We start from the raw sequence: 20,457 nt of genomic DNA, 5'->3' as shown, positions 1-20,457 counted from the left end.
CGCGCGCTCCCGCTGTTACCGATCACGGACAATTCCGGGGCGCTCCCGCGACAGTCACCCGCCGGGCGGGGCCGGAAATCGCCGGTCGGCCCGCCCGGGTTGTTGTGCACCGGCGCCGCGCCGCTTCCAATGGGCTGCCCGGCGGCGGCCCCGCCACCGGAACGGCCGCGCCGCGGCGGGGGGTTGGGGGAGCGATGCGTCATTCCGACACGGGACCGGTACATCCGGTGCCGACACGGGCGGTCCGGCACAAGGTCCTGTCCGGTGCGGCGGCACTCCTGGGGGCCGCCGCACTCCTCGTCCCGGCGGTCCCCGCCCGCGGGGCACCGGCGGCGCCCGCGACGACCGCGGTGGGGAAGGGCACGACGGCACCGGCGCTGGTGGACGGCATCCGGGAACCGGCACCGGCGGCCGCGACCGCGCCGGACGCCGCACGCGCGTACCTCGCCCGGCGCGCCGAGCGCTACCGGATCGCCGATCCGGAGCGGGACCTGAGACCCGCCGGCACGCTCACGTCGGGCGGCCGGGAGACCGTGCGGTTCCAGCAGACGTACCACGGAGTGCCCGTCCTGGGCGGCCAGTACGTCGTCCGCATGGAACGCGAGGGCGGCCGGCGGACCGTCACCGGCACCTCCGGCCGGTACTTCACCGGCCTGCGCACCGGCACCAAGGCCGTGATCGACGACGGCCTGGCCGTCGAGCGCGCGGTCGACGCCGTACGGCGGGACCTGACCGCCCGCGCGTTCGGCACCCGCACCGACGACGGGAGCACGCCGCTCACCGGCGCCTCCCACGGCCTGACCGTCCTGCCCACCGGAACCGGTGTCCTCACCCGGCACGTCACCGTCCGCGGCACCGACCCGGCCCACGGCGAACCGGTGCTGCGCGAGGTGTACATCGACGCCCGGGCCGGCTACCCGGTCCTCCGGTACAGCGACGTACGCACCTTCGCCGCGTCAGGCGCCACGGCCGCCCGGGGCGCCGCCGTCCGCGCTCCGGGCGGCGCACCGGCGCCCGGCACCACCGGCTCCGGAGTCCGGCTCGACGGCACCACCGTCCCCCTGGCCGTCACCCACGACGACACCCGCGGCGCCTACGTGCTGCGCGACGGCACCCGCATCCGGAGCGTCCCCGGCAACGTCCTGGCCACCTGGGACGCGAGCGGCAGATGGGCGAGCGACCTGTCCGGCACCTGGCCCGACGGCATCGAGGAAGTCGCCTCGCCCACACAGGAGTTCGGCGCCGAGGCCACCGCGTCCGGTGCGGTCGACGCCCACTGGGCGGCCGGGCAGGTCTACGACTACTACCGCACCGCGTTCGGCCGGGACAGCCTGGACGGACACGGGATGACCGTCGACTCCCTGGTCGGGGCGACCGATTACGGCCAGCCGTACGTCAACGCCTTCTGGGACGGCCGGAAGATGGTCTACGGCACCGGCGACGCCGAGCACCGGCCGCTGTCCGCCGCGCTCGACGTGGTCGGCCACGAGATGACCCACGCGGTCGTCCAGCACTCCGCCGGCCTGGTGTACGCGGGGCAGTCCGGCGCCCTGGACGAGGCCCTCGCCGACTACTTCGGCAACGCCGTCGAGTCCGACGTCCGCCACCTGCCGATGGACGACCCGGACTCCGGACTCCTCGGCGAGACCCTGTGCCGCACCGAGGAGCCGCGCGCCTGCGCGGTCCGCGACCTGAACGACGGTCGCACCACCGCCGGTTCGTTCCTCGGCGTCGGATTCGGCACCGACAACGGCGGCGTGCACCTGAACTCCACCATCTTCGGCGGCGCGCTCTGGGACATCCGCCGGCACCTCGCCCCGCGCCTCGCCGACGCCGTGGTGTACCGGGCGCTCACCGAGTACCTCACCCCGCTCGACGGCTTCACCGAGGGCCGCGACGCGGTCCTCGCCGCCGCCCGGCGGCTCGGGGTGCACGGGCGGCAACTCGCCGCCGTCCGTCACGCCTTCACCGCGCACGGCATCGTCCCGCACTGGGAGAGAGCGCTCGGGATCGACTCACACGTACTGCTGCCGCGCGTCGAGACCCACGACTCCCGCATCGGCGCGGGCGGCGGCCGCTGGGTCGCCTCGACGTCCGACCCGGCCGGATCGGCGCCGTACGCGGTCCTGGCCGGCCGCACCGACGGCAGCGCGCCGCCCGAGCGGATCAGCCCCGACGACGGCCGCTACCACGTGAACCCGGCCACCGACGGCACCACCGTGGTGTGGCAGGCGCACGGAGCCGACGGCGTCGACATCCTGGGCCGGCCCCTCGCGGGCGGACCGGTGCGCACCCTGTGGCACGGCCGGAGCGTCGGCACCGCGCTCTCCGTCGACGGCGACGTCGTCACCTTCGCCTACTACAACTACGGGGGCCGGGCGGGCGTGGCCTACCTGAGCCTGAAGGACCCGTCGGCCGTGGTCACCATCGGCGGCGGCACCTACCACCGGTCCACCTTCCCGTCCGTGAGCCACGGCAGGATCGTCTACCAGGACTGGCAGCGCGTCAGCGCGGTGTACGAGGCCACCACCCGGCTGATCGACGTGGCCACCGGCGAGGAGACGGTGGTCCAGCGGGCCGGACCGGCGACCAGCCTCGGCCCGACGGCCCTCACCGGCGACCACGTCTACTGGCTCCTCGACGCCGTCGACCAGGACGGCGCCACCACCCTGCGCCGCGCCGGGCCGGACGGCTCGCACATCACCGACCTCAGCCCGGAGGGCGGCCCCGACGCCCTGGACGTCTCCGACCTGACGGCCTCCGCGCGCGCGGTGACGGTGGTGGCCCGGCCGCCCTCGCCCGGACCCGACGACCCGGCACTGGCCAAGCTCTACCAGTTCACCCCGGACCACCGGGGGCGGGGCACCCGCCGCGGCCGGGTCTCGTGCGGCCGGGGCGAGCAGCTCTCCGCCGCCGCGGCCGACGGCACCCGGGTCGTCTGGCTGGATGCCACCACCGGCCGCAGCGACGTGGTGACCCGGGCCCGCCCCAGGGGCAGGTGCGCCTGACCGCCCCGCGGCCCGGATGTGCCGGGGTGGGGAAACCTACCGGGGCCGGGTGGTGGCAACCCCCCGCCCGGCCTGGTGACTGGCAGGCTGTCGCCGCCGGGCGGACCTGCGCAGACTCGACGGCATGACGCTTTCCACCGACGCCACCCCGCACACAGCGGCGCCCGCCGCCCGACCTCGCACCCCCGGCTCCCCGGCCGGCAGCGACTACGCCCGGCTGTCCCGACGCATCGCCGACGCGGGCCTGTTCGAGCGGCGCCCCGGCTACTACGCGGCACGGCTCGGCACGGTGATCGCGCTGCTGGCGGCCGGCTGGGCCACGTTCCTCTCCCTCGGTGACACCTGGTGGCAGCTGGCCGTGGCCGCCTTCCTGGCCCTGGTCTTCGGCCAGGTCGCCCTCGCGGCCCACGACCTGGCCCACCGCCAGGTCTTCCGCCGGCGCCGGCCGAGCGAGACGTGGGGCCGGCTCTTCGGCAACCTCGGCATCGGGATGAGCTACGGCTGGTGGATGAACAAGCACACCCGGCACCACGCCCACCCCAACCACGAGGAACTCGACCCCGACGTCGCCCCCGACATCCTCGTGTGGTCCACCGGGCAGGCCCGTTCCAGCCGGGGCCTCGCCCGCCTCGTCGGCGGCCACCAGGCGCTGCTGTTCTTCCCGCTGCTCACGCTGGAGGGCCTCAACCTGCACGTCGCGAGCGTGCGGGCGCTGCGCTCGCCCGCGGTGAAGCACCGCCTCCTGGAGGGGACGCTGCTCCTCCTGCACATCGCGGGCTACCTGGCCGCGCTGTTCCTGGTGCTCAGCCCCGGCAAGGCGGTGGCGTTCCTCGCCGTGCACCAGGCCCTCTTCGGCGTCTACCTCGGCTGCACCTTCGCCCCGAACCACAAGGGCATGCCCACCTTCACCGGTGACGGACAGCCCGACTTCCTGCGCCGCCAGGTCCTCACCTCGCGCAACGTGCGCGGCGGCCTGCTCACCGACGTACTGCTCGGCGGCCTCAACCACCAGATCGAGCACCACCTGTTCCCGAGCATGCCCACGCCCCACCTGCGGCGGGCCCGGGTCCTCGTCCGCGCCTACTGCGCGGAGATCGGGGTGCCGTACCACGAGACCGGGCTGATCCGGTCCTACCGCGAGGCGCTCACCCATCTGCACCGGGTCGGGGAGCCGATCAGGCGGCAGCGCCGGACGTCCTGACGCCCGGCCGGGTCCGGCACCCCCCGAGCCGGGCACACGTCCGCCCCCGCGCCGGTCGGGCGCGGACGAGGGGGGTGTCGACCAGGTGCTCGGCCAGGAACCACGACTGTAGTCCGCCGGTGCGCACGACCTGCGAGACGAACAGGTCGTTGGTGCCGTCGTCGCCCAGTTCGGCGGTGCGCGCGGCGGCGTCGTGCGCGTCGACGAGGATCGACTCGTGGGCCTCCAGGAGCCGGGACAGCATCGCCGGCACCTCCTCCACGCCGTCCGGCGGCCGGGGGATCGACGTGAGCTCGGCGACGTGCCGGGCATCGCCGACGGCGACCCCGCCCAGCGTCTGCACCCGCTGCGCGAGGGTGTCGACGAGTACGAGCTGCTCCCCGGCGTGCTTGTCCAGCACCAGGTGCAGCTGGTAGAAGGTCGCGCCGCGCATCAGCCAGTGGCACGGGCCGCCATGACGTGCGACCGGTCGTCGGCCGGGCGCCCCGGCCGCCGGGCCGCGCGTCAGGACGGCGCGAGGACGCGGAACTCGTGGCCCCCGGGCCGGTCGGGCAGGTCCACGGCTCAACAGCACAGGGGACGGGTCTACGGTGCCGACAGGGCTGTGCGCTCGGCTTTCTCCAGCCAGTCGGTGTACCAGCGGGCGAACGTCACCGGCGTACCGTCGTCGCCGAGCAGCGGGGCGAGGTCTACGTCGTCCACCCGGCAGTCGGACCAGACCGTGCCGCGGTGGCTGCCGCTGATGATCAGCCATTCCCTCTGGGCGCAGCCCAGGTGGGAGATCACGATGGCGCCGGCGGTGCGCTCCGGGGCGAACATGACGGCCTCCCAGCGCTCGTCCCACGCCTCGATGGCGTCGTCGAAGTCCTCGGTCTTGTCGAAGTCCTCTTCCTCGGGGCGTTGGGCAAGAAGGTCGTCGAGCAGCTGCGGGTCCGGGCCCTGGTCGGGGAACGGCTCGGCAAGCCTCGACAGGTCGGCCATGTCCGCGCCGTCGCCTTCCCAACGCCAGCGGCCCCGCACGCGCCGAACCGGGAACAGGCCGTACGCGGGGCCGGCGCCGCCCGCGCCGACGTGGAGCAGGAAGGCCCGGTACTCGTCCGGCAGCCGCACGCCCGTCTGCGCCTCGAGTTCGGCGATCTCGCGCTGGGTGAGCGGGTCCTCCACGATCCATCTGTGTCCCAACGCTCCGAACACCTTGCTGCCGAAAGGCCCTGCACTCGCCGCCTCGACCCGCTGACGCAGGCCCACCCACCACTGATCAGTCATGCGCAGACGGTACGTGTAGCCGCCGGCGCGCGACCGACTCCGTCCCATGGGCCGCGGAGGGGGAGGTGTGATCGACGTGGGCGCTCCGCGGCGACCCTCCATCATCAAGCGATATCCGCGAGTGACTATTCATCTCATATCGTGCGCAATAGGTGCGGCCGCGCCAGGGATCACCCCCCGGGGTCTGCATGAAGATGTGGAATCCTGCATACTCTTCCTATGTCCAAGGTCCTCACTTCCCTTCCGGTCGGCGAGCGCGTCGGCATTGCCTTCTCCGGCGGCCTCGACACCTCCGTCGCCGTCGCATGGATGCGCGACAAGGGCGCCATCCCGTGCACCTACACCGCCGACATCGGTCAGTACGACGAGCCCGACATCGCCTCGGTGCCCAGCCGCGCCACCAGCTACGGCGCCGAGGTGGCGCGCCTGGTCGACTGCCGGGCGGCCCTCGTCGAGGAGGGCCTGGCCGCGCTGGCCTGCGGCGCTTTCCACATCCGCTCCGGCGGGCGGGTCTACTTCAACACCACGCCCCTCGGCCGCGCCGTCACCGGCACCCTGCTGGTGCGGGCCATGCTCGAGGACGACGTGCAGATCTGGGGCGACGGCTCCACCTTCAAGGGCAACGACATCGAGCGGTTCTACCGTTACGGTCTGCTCGCCAACCCGCACCTGCGGATCTACAAGCCCTGGCTGGACTCCGGCTTCGTGACCGAGCTGGGCGGCCGCAAGGAGATGTCCGAGTGGCTGCTCGCGCACGGGCTGCCCTACCGCGACAGCACGGAGAAGGCGTACTCCACCGACGCCAACATCTGGGGCGCCACCCACGAGGCCAAGACCCTGGAGCACCTGGACACCGGCGTCGAGACCGTCGACCCCATCATGGGCGTCCGGCACTGGGACCCCGAGGTCGACATCGCCCCCGAGGACGTGACCATCGGCTTCGACCAGGGCCGGCCGGTGACCGTCAACGGCAAGGAGTTCGCCTCGCCCGTCGAACTGGTCATGGAGGCCAACGCCATCGGCGGACGCCACGGCCTCGGCATGTCCGACCAGATCGAGAACCGCATCATCGAGGCCAAGAGCCGCGGCATCTACGAGGCCCCCGGCATGGCTCTGCTGCACATCGCCTACGAGCGTCTGGTCAACGCGATCCACAACGAGGACACCGTCGCCCAGTACCACAACGAGGGCCGCCGCCTCGGCCGGCTCCTGTACGAGGGCCGCTGGCTGGACCCGCAGGCGCTGATGGTCCGCGAGTCGCTACAGCGCTGGGTCGGCGCCGCCGTCACCGGGGAAGTCACCCTGCGACTGCGCCGCGGCGAGGACTACTCCCTCCTCGACACCACCGGCCCCGCGTTCAGCTACCACCCGGACAAGCTGTCCATGGAGCGCACCGAGGACTCCGCGTTCGGTCCCTCCGACCGCATCGGCCAGCTCACCATGCGCAACCTCGACATCGCCGACTCCCGGGCGCGTCTCGAGCAGTACGCGGGGCTCGGGCTGATCGGCACCGGCCACCCCGCCATCGGCGCCGCCCAGGCCGCCGCCACCGGACTGATCGGCAGCATGCCGGAGGGTGGCGCCGAGGTCATCGCCTCCCGCGGTGAGGCCGCCGCCGGCGACGAGATGCTGGACCGCGCCGCCATGGAGGCCGGCGTCGACTGACCGCACCCCGGCACCACACACCCCGCACGGCGGACCCCGGTGGCGCGAAGTCCCGCCGGGGGACGGGGTGGTGGTGCGGTGCTCCGGGGCATGGCACGGTCCGTGCAGTGGTGCGGTGCCCTGGGGTCGCGGCGCGGTCCGTGTTGTGATGCGGTGCTTCGGGGTATGTGCGGTGCCGCGGGTCCGCGCTGACACCCGTGTCGTGGCGCGGCGCTGCGGCATCCGGCCGACGGGCCGTGTGGGTACGCCACGGCCGGGTTCCGCTGCCGCCCTTCCGGTGGCGCGGAGTTGCGGTGCCACGGTGCGGTCCGCATATCGAGGTGGCGCGACGCAGCGGGGGCCCACTCCCGCCCGCCTGGTGACGCCGCACCGCGGGAACCCCTCCCGGGACGCACGAACGGCGAGCCCACTCGGGCCCCCACCCCCCTCACCCCGGAAGGGTGCCGCCCGCCCGGATTCCCGTCCCGCCCGGGTTCCCACCTTCACCGGTGAGCCTCCCGCTCGGTGCCCCTGAGGCGCCTTCCCCTCGGCATCTCGCGCTGGCGCTCGCGCCCCCGCCCCCTCGGTGCGTTTCCCGGGACCCTCCGGCCAGGTACTGCCGCTCCTTCCAGGACAGCTGCCCTACCTGGCCCCCGTCCCGGAACCGGCCCCGGCCGGGGCCTCCCTCCCGAGGCCCCCGCCCTTTCCGCCCCGGCGGGGGCCTGCCTCCCCGAGTTCTCTCGCCCGTGCCTCCGAGCCCTCGAGCCACCTTCCCCGGGCGCCTCTTCCCGGCCACGCACCACCCGCCGAGCACCCCGCCCCCGCCCCGCCCGCGCAGCGCACCGCGTCGTTCGCGAGCGTGTGGCGTCAACGGCGATCCCGCGCCACCGTGGCGCAAAATAGTCAGGTCCATGATCGGTGGACTGTGATAGACATGGAAACCACAAGGCGGGGCTCACTCAGACACACGTCACACGGGCGGTAAGCCGCCACCGGGACCGGGCCGCACACCGCAACGACCCCCACGTCACCGTCCTCCCGGCCCGGCCGGACCGGGACCGGCCGCGAACCCGGGCACCACGCCAGCCCCGACCACCTCTCAAGGGAGCGCCGTGCCAGCACACCAGACGCCCACTGCCGCACCACGGGTACGTGAGGTCATGGCTGCTGGCACCAGACGCCGCCGGGCGCCGTCCCGGAGGCCGTGACCCGCAGGCCACCACCGCGCCGGTGCCCCGCCGGCCGGCACGCGCCTCGTCACGAACCGACGCCCCTCACGCAGTACTTCGTCGTGGATCCCCTTGGGTGGTGTGCACCATGCAGAACAATCCCGGTCCCAGCAGCGTGTCCCTGCACCGCTTCGGCCCGCCGGGCGAGCCCGACGACCCGGCCCGCCGCACCCGCCTGGTGTGCTTCCCGCACGCCGGGGGAGGGACGACGGCCTACACCTCGTGGCGGCGCGCGCTCCCCGACCGCGTCGAGCTCCACGCGTACGTACCGCCCGGGCGTGAGGCACGCGGACGCGAGGCCCTGCTCGACAACGTGCCCGACCTCGTCGCGGACGTGCTGCCGGCAGTCCTCGCGCTCCCCGGCCCGCTGGTCCTGGCCGGGCACAGCTTCGGGGCCTGTCTCGCCTACGCGTTGACGCTCCGGCTGACCGAACTGGGGCGCCCGCCGGCCCACCTCGCGGTACTCGCGGCCGGACCGCCCGGGCCGGCCACACCCCGGCCCCCCGGGGACGACCACGAGATCGAGCTGCTCTGGAAGCGCCTCGGCGCGAACCCGGCCGGACTCGACCGCCCCGCGTTCCGGGAACGGTTCTTCCCCGTGCTGCGCGCCGACCTCACCGCGCACGCCTCCTTCCGCCCGCCGCCCGGCGGACCACTCCTGACGACACCCGTCACCGCGCTGTACGGGGACGACGACCCGGACGTGACCGCCGACGTGGCGGCCACCTGGCGCGAGCTGTGCGCCGGGCCCTTCGACCTCGCGGCGGTACCGGGCGGCCACTTCTTCCCGCAGAACTCCCCGGCCGCGACGACCGGCGCGCTCACCCGCGCACTCGATGTCTAGTTCGGTCGTCTGGGAATGGCCCGATTCATCCACCGGGCCGCCGCGGAATGCGAAGAAGTCCCCCCTTGAGTGTTCGATTGACGACGGATAAGCTGCCCAGGTCGACGACTCGCGGTATTCGCAATTCGCACTGGGGGAACATGTGACGATAGCACCCGACAAACCGGGGACCCTGCACCAGTTTTTCGAGGAAAGCGTCCGACAAGCTCCCGAGAATATCGCTCTCGAGTACGAGGGCGAATGCATCAGCTACGGCGAACTGAACCGCAGGGCCAACCGGCTGGCGCACTACCTGCGCGACACCGCCGGGGTGACCCCGGACGACCGGGTGGCCATTCTCGTACGGCACCCGCCGAGCGTGGTCATCGGCATGCTGGCCACACTCAAGGCCGGCGGCGCCTATGTCGCGCTCGACCCGGACAACCCGCCGGCCGTGACCCACCGCATCATCGAGAACACCTCACCACGGGCCCTGCTCGTCGAGTCGTCCGCCGCGGCGGGCGCCGCGTTCTTCGGCGGCGTGCTCTTCATCACGGACGTGATGAGCGACACCCTCGACACCCCGGACACGGACCCGGCGCCGCTGTCGACCCCCACGGACCTCGCGTATGTGATCCACACCTCGGGCACGACCGGGAAACCCAAGGCCACAGCGGTCGAGCACCACTCCATCGTCAAGACCCTGACCTGGCGCAACGCCTACTACGGGTTCGGCCCGGACGACACCACGCTCGCCATGCCGCGCCCCTCGTTCGACAGCTCCGTCGCCGACACCTTCTGCGCCCTCACCTCGGGGGCGCGACTCCTCCTCCCCGCCCGGGACCGCATCACCGACCGGCGTTACCTCGTCGGCCTGATGGAGCGGCGCGAGGTGTCGCACTTCCTCATCACCCCGGCGCTCTACAGCCGCCTGCTGGCCGGGATGAGCGCACAGTCGACGAAGGCGCTGCGCAGTATCACGATCGCCGGGGAATGGTTCACCTCCAGCCTCGTCCGGGAGCATTTCTCCCGGCTTCCCGACGTGAAACTCCTCAATGAATACGGGCCCTCCGAGAATTCGGTGTGCTCCACGGTCCACCCGCTCGGCGCCTCGGATCCGCACGTGCTCATCGGAAAGCCCATCGACCACACCGAGGCTTTTGTGGTGGGCGAGGACGGGGAGCCGGTGGAAACCGGTGGGACGGGTGAGCTGTATCTCGCCGGAGACCGCCTGGCTCGGGGTTACCTGGGAACTCCGGAACTGACCGAGGAAAGCTTCTTCGTCCCCTCTTCCCCGGTTTTCGGCGGAAAGCGGGTCTACCGGACCGGTGACATCGTCCGCGTGCACGAGGACGGCAATCTCCAGTTCGTGGAGCGCCGCGACCAGCAGGTGAAGATCCGGGGCCGGCGCGTCGACCTGGGTGACGTGGCCGAGGCGCTCACCAAGGACGACTCGGTCGACCACGTCGTCCTGCTGCGCCGGGACGTCACGACGGCGACGCCCCGACTGATCGCCTTCGTCGTCGGCCCCACGGCGGGCGACGTCGAACGGCTGCGCGCGGCGGCCCAGGAGACCCTGCCGGACTACATGGTCCCGTCGGCCATCATCCCGGTCGACGCGGTGCCCGTCACCGCGCACGGCAAGGTCGACGAGGCGGCCCTCGCCGCCCTGTACTCCGACGCGACCTCTCCGGCGGGCCCCGCGCCCGAGCCGGCGTCACCCGTCGAGTCCGCACTCCTCGCGATCTGGCGGAAGATCTTCGCCCCGCTCGGAGTGGGCCCGGACGACGACTTCTTCGAACTCGGCGGCGACTCCCTCAGTGTGATGGACCTCGTCGCCGCCGTGGAGGAGAGCCTGGGGGTCCAGCTGGACAACTCCGACCCCTACACCGGCAGAACCATCAGGAGCCTGGCTCTCATCATCGAGAACCGGCAGAGCAGCGAGGCGGGTAAACCTTGAGCGGACAGGGCGGTACTGATTCCATGGTCACGGAGTTCACGGGCGTCGACCACGACGTGGTCATCGCGGGCGGTGGCCTGGCCGGGCTCTGCCTCGCCAAGCAGCTCAAGGACGCCTATCCCACGCTCAGCGTCCTCGTGTGCGAGCGCGAGCGTTCGCCGATCCCCGTGTCCGCGTTCAAGGTGGGCGAGTCGACGGTCGAGGTGGGCGCGCACTACTTCGCCGCGGTCGTCGGGATACGGGACTACCTGGAGGAGCACCAGCTGGAGAAGCTCGGGCTGCGCTACTTCTACGGCGACCGCCCCGACTTCCACCTGGAGTCCGAGTTCGGTGTCAACCGGTTCCTGCCGGCCAAGTCCTACCAGCTGAACCGGGGCTCCCTGGAGGAGCATCTGCGGGTGGTCGCGGTCGAGGCCGGGGCCGAACTGACCCAGGGCGTACGCGTCCTGGACATCGAGCTGGGCGAAGGCGACGCACCGCACCGGGTGACGTACCAGAGCGACGACGAGGGCAACCCGGAGACGACCACCGTCACCTGCCGCTGGGTCGTCGACGCCACCGGCCGGCACCGGCTCCTCCAGCGCAAGCTCGGGCTCACCAAGCGGTACCCCAAGCCGCACAACTCCGTCTGGTTCCGGCTCGAAGGACGCCTGGACACCGACGAACTGGTGGCGCCGGACCAGACGGACTGGCACGACCGCGCGGACGAGCCCCGCTGGCACTCCACCAACCACTTCATGTTCGAGGGCGGTTGGGTGTGGGCCATCCCGCTGGCCCCGGACCACACCAGCGTCGGCATCGTCGTGAGCGACGAACTCCACCCGGTCATCAAGTACAACCGGATCGAGAAGGCCATCGACTTCGTGGTCGACCGCGTGCCGGGCTTCGACCCCGCCATCCGCGAACTGCCGGTGCTCGACTTCCGGGTGCTGAAGAACTACAGCCACTCCTCGCACCAGGTGTTCTCCCACGACCGTTGGGCGTGCGTCGGTGACGCGGCGGTCTTCGCCGACCCTTACTACTCGGTCGGCTCGAACCTGATCGGCTACGCCAACGGGTTCGTGACCGAGATGATCGGCCGGGACCGGGCCGACTCCTTCCAGGAGGAGTTCGTCCGTTACGCCAACCGGTGGTTCCTGTCCCTCGCCGAGGGGCTCACCCAGAACATCCAGGGCTCGTACGCCTTCCACGACAACCCGGTGATCATGTCCCTGAAGACGATCTGGGACTACTACGTCGGCTGGGCGTTCTCCGACCCGCAGTTCTACGGCAAGACGTACCTGGACGAGTCCGCGAGCACGACGCTCAGCGCGCTCGGCGCCCCCGTGGTCGCCACCCAGGGTTCCGTCATGAACCTGCTCAAGGCCTGGTCGGGCAGTTACCGGGGCGTCTTCGAGTTCGACTACATCGACTACTTCGACGACCTGCCCACCCTCGCCCGCCTCTTCGTGCAGAACCTGCCCCCCGACGACACCACGACGCCCGCCTTCGGGGAGGTCCTGGTGAGCGTCCGTGACGGCATCGACCGCATCGAGGAACTGGCCCACGTCCTGTTCTACCTGGCCCTTGAGGACGCGCTGCCCGAACACCTGGACGCGGTCCGCTCCCGCGGCTGGCTGAACGTCTCGGCGCTGAGCCTGGACCCGGACCGCTGGGAGAAGGACGGCCTGTTCGCCCCCAAGAGCCGGCCCCGGCTCGACGAGGTCAAGAAGCTCGAAGAGGAGCTGCGCCGCCTGTACCGGGTCGCGACGCCCGTCGGGCGGTAGATCCACCGGAACACGACCGCCCGGAACCCGGGCTCCGGAGCGCGACCGCCGGGCCCCGCACAGCGGGTCCGCCTCCCCGGAGGTGGACCCGCTGTTCCCGTGCGTGGGCGGCGGGCGGCACCCACGGCCGCGGGTGCCGCGGCCGTGGCCGGAACCCGGGCCGCGGCACCCGCGCCGCCGGAGCCCGTCAGTGGCCGCCCGGTGCCGCCGCGGACACCGGGCCGGCGGTGGACAGCGGGTCGGGGTCCGTCGGCCGCACCCGGCGGCACAGCGTCAGCAGAGGCTGCGTGAGCAGCGTCGTCGCGATCGCCATCAGCACGAACACCGTGTACAGCGGGCCGCTCAACAGCCCCGCCTCCAGACCGGCGTTGAGCGCGATCAGCTCCGTCAGTCCACGGGTGCTGAGCAGCACCCCGATCGTCAGGGACGTACGGTTGTCCAGCCCGCAGGCGCGGGCCGCCAGCGCCCCGGAACCCACCTTGCTGACGACCGCCAGCACCGTGACCACGACCAGCACGGCCACCGCGGTGCCGCCCAACGAGCCGACGGCGACACTGCGGCCCGACACCACGAAGAAGAACGGCAGCAGCAGGGATCCCACGCTGTCCAGCGGGCGCACCAGCTCCGGGTCGAGGGTGCCGTCGGGTTCGCGCGGTGTGACCACCCCGGCGAGCAGCGCCCCGAAGATGACGTGCAGGCCGAGCGCGCTGGTCGCCCAAGCGGCCGTGAAGGCGAACCCGATCAGCAGCGCCAGCCGGGGCTGCGCGGAGACACCGGGGAAGCGGTGGAACCGCTTCAGCAGCAGCCGCGCGGGCCACACCATCACCACGACGAAGACCACGAGCAGCAGCAGGCGCACCGGCAGTGACATGCCGGCCCCGCCGCCCTTGCCCTGCATCAGGGTGCCGAGCAGCACCGCCCAGCCGACGATGTCGATCAGGCCGGCGGCCGACACGGCGATGACCCCGGGCACCGTGCCGGCCAGCCCGTTCTCCCGCACGACGACGACCAGCACCGGCACGGCCGTGATCGACAGCGCCACGGCCAGGAAGAGGACCGAACTCACCGACATGTGGTGCGGCACACCGAGCCGCTCCAGCGTGCCGTGGAACAGCAGCGTGGCGCCCGCGCCCACCGCCATCGGCACCGCGAACGCCGCGGCGGCGACCGTCAGTGTGGTCCGGGACCTGCCGCGCAGCAGGCTCAGGTCGAGTTCGTACCCGACGACGTACAGGAACAGCACCAGGGAGACCTGGCTCAGCCCCGTCAGCATCGGCGCTATCGCCTGGGGGAACAGCGTGTTGCCGACGGAGTCCGGGAGCTGGGACAGCAGGCTGGGGCCGAGGGCTATGCCCGCGATCAACTGGCCCACGATGGTGGGCTGGCCGAGTCTGCGGGAGACCCAACCCCCCGCATGGGCGGCCAGCAGGATCACCGCCGACGCTCCGACGAGATGGGTCACGGCCAGGTCAGGACTCACGGGTTCCCCCCGATGTCGGCGCCGTGCGGCACGAGTGCCGGGGGCGCGGTGATGCCGTCCGGGAACGGTTCCCGGGGCTGGGCGAAGCAGCTCAGTGCCCGGTCGAGGCACTGGCGCAGGGTCTGGGCCGTGCGCTGCGAGGCATCCCCCGGGTCCGCCTCCAGTCGCAGTACCCGCCCGCCGGTCCGGTCCCCCCGGAGCAGGGTCACGCTCAACGGCACCCGGTCGGCCGGCGGGGCGACGGCCTCCGAGGCGACCAGCACCGCGGGCAGCCCACGGGCCGGGTCCGCCGTGCGGACCGCCCGGTCCACCGCCACGACCAGGTCGGCGGGGGTGGCCGCGGGGGCCACGGCCACCGGGCAGCCGACCCGCGCCGACGCCCGCTGCACCTGTAGCCCGCCCGGGCCGTCGCAGCCGGCCGTCAGCAGCGCCACCGCGGCGGTCAGCACCACGAGTTCCTCGGCCGCCCGCCCGCCGCTGACCCGGGCGAGACCCCGCACGGCGCTCTCGGAGAGGGCGAGGTCGGTCGTGGTCCGCGCGGGTCCGCCACCGATGCCGGTCGCCGGAGCGGGCGCCGCGTCCAGCGGCGCGTCCGGGTCGGTGAGGACGGCCCGCAGGATCTCCAGCAGCCGCTCGCCGATGCGCGCGGCGCTGTGCGCCGTGAACCGGTCGAGGCGGAAGCCGACACGGATCTCCGCGGCCCGGGGGGCGCCCGGCTCGGGCAGCCGGAAGCCGAAGGAGAGGTCGAAGTCACCGACCCGCGGCGGCTCGTCCACATGCCGGGCCGTGCGCCGGCCGTCCCCGTCGCCGGACGTGACGGCCGGCGACATCACCGTCTCCACCAGCACGTCGAAGAGCGGGTTGCGGCCGGCGGTCCGCGGCAGCGCGAGGTCCTCCACGACCCGGTCGAACGGGTACTCCTCGTGTTCCTGGACGTCGAGGGCCGTGCGGCGGACCCGGTCCAGCAGGCCGGCGAAGGAGTCCGCAGGCCCGGTCCGCGTGCGCAGCACGACCGTGTTGGCGAACAGGCCGACCTCCTCGGCCAGTCCGGGCGCCGAGCGCCCGGCCACCACCGTGCCGAGCGGCAGGTCGGTGAGGCCGGTCAGCCGGTGCAGCAGCACGCGGACCGCCGCCACGCACACCATGAACGGCGTGGCCGAGGCCCGCACGGCCACCGCGCGCAGCCGGTCCGTCAGCTCCTGATCCAGCCCCACCCGGACCTGCCCGCCGGCGCTGTCGCGCACGGCGCCCGGCGCGTGGTCGGCGGGCAGCGGGGGGAACGGGGGCAGATCGCCGAGTGTGCGCCGCCAGTACGCCGCGTGCGCCGCCGCGTCGCGCGCGGCGAGCCGGTCGGCCAGTGCCCGGGTGTGCGCGCGGTAGCCCGGCAGCGGGGGCAGCGCGACGGGCCGTCCCGCCTCGGCCGCGCCGGCCGCCGAGAGCAGGTCGCGCAGCAGCACGGTGTACGACCAGCCGTCGTTCACGCAGTGGTGGACGTTGAACAGCAGCACGGGCCGGTGCCCCTCGGCGCTCAGGTACCGCAGCCGGAACAGCGGACCCGTGGCCAGGTCGAAGCGCCACCTGGTCTCCTCGTCCCGCGCCCGGTCGAGCGCGGCCCCGAAGTCCTCGGGCGCGACCCGCTGGAGCAGCGGGACGACGTCCAGGTCCCCGGCGTCGTGGACGACCTGGCGCAGTTCCGCGCCGGAGCCGTCCGAGGGCAGGTCGAAGGTGGTGCGCAGCGACTCGTGCCGGGCCACCACCGCGCGCACCCCGGCGCGCAGCGCCTCCGGGGAGAGCGGGCGGTCCAGCTCGTACGCCTCCACCATGTTGTGGGCCCGCAGTTCGCCCTCGTCCAGCGCTTCCAGGAGCCACATGCGGCGCTGCGCGTTGCTGGCCGCGACGGCGGCGGGCAGCGTCTCCCCGGGCGCCGGCGGCACGGCAGCGGCGGAGGGCGCGGTGGTGTGCGCGACGGGGGACGGCCGCGCGTCGCGCAGACCCTGTCGTACGGCCTCGGCCAGCGCCCCCGGCGTCCGCGCGGTGAAGATCTGCCGTACGGCGACCCCGCACTCGGGTTCCGCGGCGCACAGGGCGCTGACCAGCTGGGCGGCGGTGAGGCTGTGGCCGCCGGCCTCGAAGAAGTCCTCGTCGGCGGAGCGGGGCGGCTGCCCGAACACGCTCTCCCAGGCGTCGGCGACGGTCCGTGAGGCGTCGTCGTGCGTCGCCCAGACCTCGGCGGCCCGGGGATCGGGCGTGGCCGCGAGCGCGGCCCGGTCGATCTTCCCGTGCGGGGTCCGGGGGAGCGCGGGCAGCCGGGTGAGGAGGCGGGGGACCATGTGCGCGGGCAGTCCCTCGGCCAGCCGGGCCCGTACGTCGGCCGGTTCCACGGCGGTGTCGGCCGTGTACCAGGCGGCCAGCGTCACCGAGTCCGCCCCGGCCGGCCGGGGCAGGACCACCGCCTCCCGTACCCCGGCCAGCCGCACCAGCGCCTGCTCCACCTCGCCCGGTTCCACCCGCTGCCCGTGCAGCTGGACCTGGCCGTCGATCCGGCCCAGGAAGTCCAGGGTGCCGTCGGCGGTCCAGCGCGCGAGGTCACCCGTGCGGAAGCTGTGACCGGCGTCGCCGACCGGGCACGGGACGAACCGCTCCGCCGTGGCCTCCGGCGCGTTGAGGTAACCGGCCGCCACACCGGGCCCGGCGACATAGATCTCCCCGGGGACACCGACCGGTGCCGGCACCCCCCACGGCGTCACCAGCAGCACGCCGAAACCGGGGGAGGGGGAGCCGATGGGTACCGACATCAGTTCGGCGGCCCGGTCGCCGGGGGCCACGTACGACACGCACTCCACGGTCGCCTCGCACGGGCCGTACAGGTTGACCAGTGTGCCGACGCGCAGCCGGCCCCGGGTGCGGGCCATCAGGCCGCGCGGCACGGCGTCGCCGCCGAGGATCAGATGGGACAGGGGCAGTCCGGCCGTCGGCGGGAGCGCCTCCAGCATGGCCGACAGCAGCCCCGGAACGCAGTTGACGAGGGTGACCCCTTCCGCGCGGATGCGGTCCCAGAAGGTGACGGGGTCCAGTTCGTCGGGTGCTCCCATGGCGACCAGGGTGCCGCCGACGCCGAGCGTCACGAAGATCTGGTACGCCGTCGCGTCCGAGGTCAGCGCGGACAGCAGGGCGGTGCGGACACCTCCGTCGATGCCGAGCTGCTCCGCCGAGCTGACCACCTTGTGGCGCAGCTGGTCGTGCCGGATGCCCACCGGGCGCGGCAGTCCGGTGGACCCCGAGGTGAAGAACAGGACGGCCTCGTCCTCCGGCCGTACCCGGGGCGCGGGCGACGTGTCGGCCGCGGCGTCCGGCCGGGCGCCGAGGACCCGTTCGGAGGGTACGGCCGGCAGGGCGCAGCCGGCGGGCGGCCGGTCGCCGATCAGGAGTGTGGCCTCGCTCAGCCGGAGGAGATGGCTGACGCGCTGCTCCGGGTGGCCCGGATCGACGGGTACCCAGACGGCGCCGGCCCGCAGCACGGCCAGGACGGCCACGACGAGGCCCGCGCCGCGCGGCAGCAGGACGGCGACGCGGTCACCGGGGCCCACCCCGTGCTCGGTGCGCAGCTCGGCGGCCAGGAGCGCCGCCCGCCGCATCAGGTCGTCGTAGGTCAGGCGGATGGCGCCGTCGACGACGGCCGTCCGGTCGCCGTTGCGGGCGGCCGACGCGTCGACCAGGTCGAGCAGCGACAGGGCGGGGAAGGCGGCGGGCAGTGGCAGTCCGCTCCAGGCCTCCAGCTCGGCGCGCTGGTCCGGGCCGAGCACGTCGACCTGCCCGGCCGGGCGCCCCGGGTCGCGGGCCAGGTCGGTCAGCGCGGCGGCGACACACCGGGGCAGGGCCGCCGCGGCCGCCGGCACCCGTCCCTGCGCGGACACGACCTCCACCCGCAGGGTGCCGTCCTCCTCCAGTCGCCCGCGCACCTCGACGCCGGCGCGCGCCGGTCCGGCCGGCTCGCCGGACGCCCACCACCGGACGGCCAGTTGGGCGAGGGCGTCGTCCTCCGCCGTGCCGGCCGCCCGGAGTTGCGCGGCCAGCGAGGCGCGGTGCCGCCAGGCGAACGGGGTCGCGGCGACCAGGTCGGCGTGGGCGGAGGTGAGGAACGCGGTCATCGGCGTGGTCCGGTCGAGCGGTGTCCGCAGGGCGAGTTCGGCGTCCGGGTCGGCCGGTGAGGGGCAGAGCACGGCCGGTTCCCCGCCGGCGCCGAAGGCGCTCAGGCACAGCCGGGTGGCGGCGAACAGCAGCAGGCCGAGGCCGACCGGGTCGTCGCCGGCGATGCGCCGCAGCGCGGCGGCCGGTCCGGCCGGCACGAACGCGGCCTCGGGAGCCGGCGCGGTGGCGCCGTCCGGCTCCAGCAGGGGCTCCCGCCGGATGCCCTGGAGCGCCGCCAGCCAGTGGGCCCGTACGGCCGCGGAGTCTCTTTCCGCCGGGTGGCCAAAAAGCGTGGTCCGGGGCGAGGAGTGCGCCGGTCCACGGGTAGGGTCAGGGCCTTTCGACAACGGTGGCTCCTCGGCTTGGAAAGTGCTGGAGAAGAGGCGGGTCTGGAAATCGAACCGGTAACCGCGCGGGGCGCGAGAATGACCCGGGACGCTTCGCGGTTTGGGTTATCCGCAGGGTCGTGGGGAATGCGCTGGGTGTGACGTGACGCGGCTCACATTGCCGGTTACTGGGTCGAAGTGTCTGGTGAGACTAGGCTTCGACCCAGTCTTTTCCGGCGACGCGGGGATTGTGAGTCGGTGGACGGAATCGGGGGAAGGGGGCTCTCCGTGGCGTTCTTGGAACGTCGGTCGATAATATCCAGAGCACCCCGAATTTCCCCGTATTTTAGGCCGGAAAAGGTTTGCCCCCGTCCGGACCGTTACGTGTCCGATATCTCTCATGAGGGTCCGTCCGTCCCGAATAAAGCCTGAGCACAGAAAAGGAAAGCACACCTCATGAACCTCAGAGGAGCTCTTCCCGTCGCGGAACTCCCGCTGCGAGCCGACGACCGCATGCCCTGCCTGGAGCTGACCGACGCGGAGCACACCGCCCTGCGCGATCTGGCGGAGGCGGCCCTCGACGGCCGCCACGAACAGCCGATCGACCGGCGACTCGACGAACTGGCCCTGCTGGCGCACGAGATACCCCTGCGCATCCGCTCCCATCTCGTCGACTTCCGGCTCACCGGGCGTCCGTACGGCGGACTCGTCCTCGCCAACCTGCCCGTGTCCGAGGCGCTGGCCGGACCGACCCCCACCGACTACGTCCACGAACCGGTCAGCGAGGAGGCCGAACGGGCCACCGCCCTGCTGCTCCTGATCGGTTCGCTGCTCGGCGACCCGGTCTCCTTCGTGACGCAGCAGCGCGGCCGGCTGGTGCTGGACCTGTTCCCGATCAAGGGGCATGAGGCGGAACAGCTCGGCTCCAGCTCCACCACCACCCTGGAGTGGCACAACGAGGACGCCTTCCACCCGCTGCGCGCCGACTGGATCCTGCTGGCCGGCATCCGCAACCACGACCGGGTGCCCACCACCTTCGCCACCGCCCAGGACATCCAACTGGAGGACCGGGTGCGGCAGGTGCTCTTCGAGGAGCGCTTCGTCATCCTGCCGGACGAGTCGCACACCGCCGCCTTCAACAGCAGGACCACCGGCCTGGACGAGGACAGCTGGGTCGCCGAGGCGTTCCGCGACATCGCCGACCGGCAGACGGCACCGCGCCGCACGCCGGTCCTCTCCGGCGACCGCGAGGCCCCCTACATCTGCATCGACCCGGCCTTCATGCCGCGGTCCCTGGACGGTGAGGCCCTGGAGGCGCTCGACGCGGTGACCGCGGCCATCGACGCCGCGCTGCGGGATGTCGTCGTCGGCCCCGGTGAACTGCTCATCGTGGACAACAAGCGGGCCGTCCACGGGCGGCGGCCGTTCGCCGCCCGCTACGACGGCACCGACCGGTGGCTGCGCCGCATCAACGTGCTGGCCGACCTCCGCCTGGCGGGCGGCCGGCGCTTCGCGCCGCACCGCCGCGCCCTGGTCTGACCCTCGGTCACGGTGGCGGCCCGCGGC

General features: G+C 73.2%; 10 protein-coding genes and 1 pseudogene. 7 read left to right on the top strand and 4 right to left on the bottom strand.

All coding sequences use genetic code 11. From position 1 onward, the window contains the following. The first annotated feature begins 227 nt into the window (after window positions 1-227). Entirely contained in the window at window positions 228-3,008 is a 2,781-nt protein-coding gene (locus ACIQVT_RS03510) for a M4 family metallopeptidase (RefSeq protein WP_403746819.1), read from the top strand. A gap of 124 nt (window positions 3,009-3,132) precedes the next feature. Then, complete coding sequence (locus tag ACIQVT_RS03505) at window positions 3,133-4,209, top strand: fatty acid desaturase family protein (protein WP_403746816.1); 1,077 nt, start codon at window positions 3,133-3,135, stop codon at window positions 4,207-4,209. 58 nt (window positions 4,210-4,267) lie between these two features. Here ACIQVT_RS03505 and ACIQVT_RS03500 read toward each other — a convergent pair. Further along, window positions 4,268-4,849 (bottom strand): annotated as a pseudogene (locus tag ACIQVT_RS03500) (Dps family protein); the annotation flags it as partial. After that, window positions 4,795-5,475, bottom strand: coding sequence for an SMI1/KNR4 family protein (locus tag ACIQVT_RS03495; protein WP_403746813.1), 681 nt, complete (start codon window positions 5,473-5,475; stop codon window positions 4,795-4,797). The gene ACIQVT_RS03495 and the pseudogene ACIQVT_RS03500, both read right to left, overlap by 55 nt. Before the next feature lie 219 nt (window positions 5,476-5,694). Here ACIQVT_RS03495 and argG point away from each other — a divergent pair, with 219 nt between their 5' ends. The 4 genes from argG (at window position 5,695) to ACIQVT_RS03475 (ending at window position 12,897) form a co-directional block, all read left to right on the top strand. Next, window positions 5,695-7,140 carry an argininosuccinate synthase gene (gene argG / locus ACIQVT_RS03490; RefSeq protein WP_403746810.1) on the top strand — a complete coding sequence of 482 codons (1,446 nt, stop codon included), beginning with the start codon at window positions 5,695-5,697 and terminating at the stop codon, window positions 7,138-7,140. Window positions 7,141-8,436: 1,296 nt separating this feature from the next. Continuing rightward, on the top strand, window positions 8,437-9,192 hold the full coding sequence (locus ACIQVT_RS03485) for a thioesterase II family protein (RefSeq protein WP_403746807.1): 756 nt from the start codon (window positions 8,437-8,439) through the stop codon (window positions 9,190-9,192). Window positions 9,193-9,334: 142 nt separating this feature from the next. Next, a complete protein-coding gene (locus ACIQVT_RS03480; RefSeq protein ID WP_403746804.1) occupies window positions 9,335-11,131 on the top strand; it encodes an amino acid adenylation domain-containing protein in 1,797 nt (598 codons plus the stop codon). 23 nt (window positions 11,132-11,154) lie between these two features. Further along, on the top strand, window positions 11,155-12,897 hold the full coding sequence (locus ACIQVT_RS03475) for an NAD(P)/FAD-dependent oxidoreductase (RefSeq protein ID WP_403746802.1): 1,743 nt from the start codon (window positions 11,155-11,157) through the stop codon (window positions 12,895-12,897). 187 nt (window positions 12,898-13,084) lie between these two features. Here the strand turns inward: ACIQVT_RS03475 and ACIQVT_RS03470 are convergent, their stop codons facing one another. Next, entirely contained in the window at window positions 13,085-14,377 is a 1,293-nt protein-coding gene (locus ACIQVT_RS03470; RefSeq protein WP_403746800.1) for a cation:proton antiporter, read from the bottom strand. Next, window positions 14,374-18,912, bottom strand: a complete 4,539-nt coding sequence (locus ACIQVT_RS03465) for an amino acid adenylation domain-containing protein (protein WP_403746797.1) — start codon at window positions 18,910-18,912, stop codon at window positions 14,374-14,376. Before ACIQVT_RS03465 ends, ACIQVT_RS03470 begins: the two co-directional genes overlap by 4 nt. Before the next feature lie 435 nt (window positions 18,913-19,347). Between ACIQVT_RS03465 and gntD the strand changes: the two genes are divergently transcribed. Beyond that, entirely contained in the window at window positions 19,348-20,430 is a 1,083-nt protein-coding gene (gene gntD, locus ACIQVT_RS03460) for a guanitoxin biosynthesis L-enduracididine beta-hydroxylase GntD (RefSeq protein ID WP_403746795.1), read from the top strand. Window positions 20,431-20,457 lie beyond the last annotated feature (27 nt).

The organism is Streptomyces sp. NPDC100445 (assembly GCF_044759735.1).
Classification (GTDB): domain Bacteria; phylum Actinomycetota; class Actinomycetes; order Streptomycetales; family Streptomycetaceae; genus Streptomyces.
The sequence above is the reverse complement of the archived record's forward strand: the minus strand, read 5'-3'. Positions and strand labels throughout refer to the sequence as shown.

What these genes read in the sequence shown, in the direction of transcription:
- gntD (WP_403746795.1), top strand. Translation starts at nt 19,348, where the DNA reads ATGAACCTCAGAGGAGCTCTTCCCGTCGCGGAACTCCCGCTGCGAGCC.
- ACIQVT_RS03475 (WP_403746802.1), top strand. Translation starts at nt 11,155, where the DNA reads ATGGTCACGGAGTTCACGGGCGTCGACCACGACGTGGTCATCGCGGGC.
- ACIQVT_RS03485 (WP_403746807.1), top strand. Translation starts at nt 8,437, where the DNA reads ATGCAGAACAATCCCGGTCCCAGCAGCGTGTCCCTGCACCGCTTCGGC.
- argG (WP_403746810.1), top strand. Translation starts at nt 5,695, where the DNA reads ATGTCCAAGGTCCTCACTTCCCTTCCGGTCGGCGAGCGCGTCGGCATT.
- ACIQVT_RS03505 (WP_403746816.1), top strand. Translation starts at nt 3,133, where the DNA reads ATGACGCTTTCCACCGACGCCACCCCGCACACAGCGGCGCCCGCCGCC.
- ACIQVT_RS03495 (WP_403746813.1), bottom strand. Translation starts at nt 5,475, where the DNA reads ATGACTGATCAGTGGTGGGTGGGCCTGCGTCAGCGGGTCGAGGCGGCG.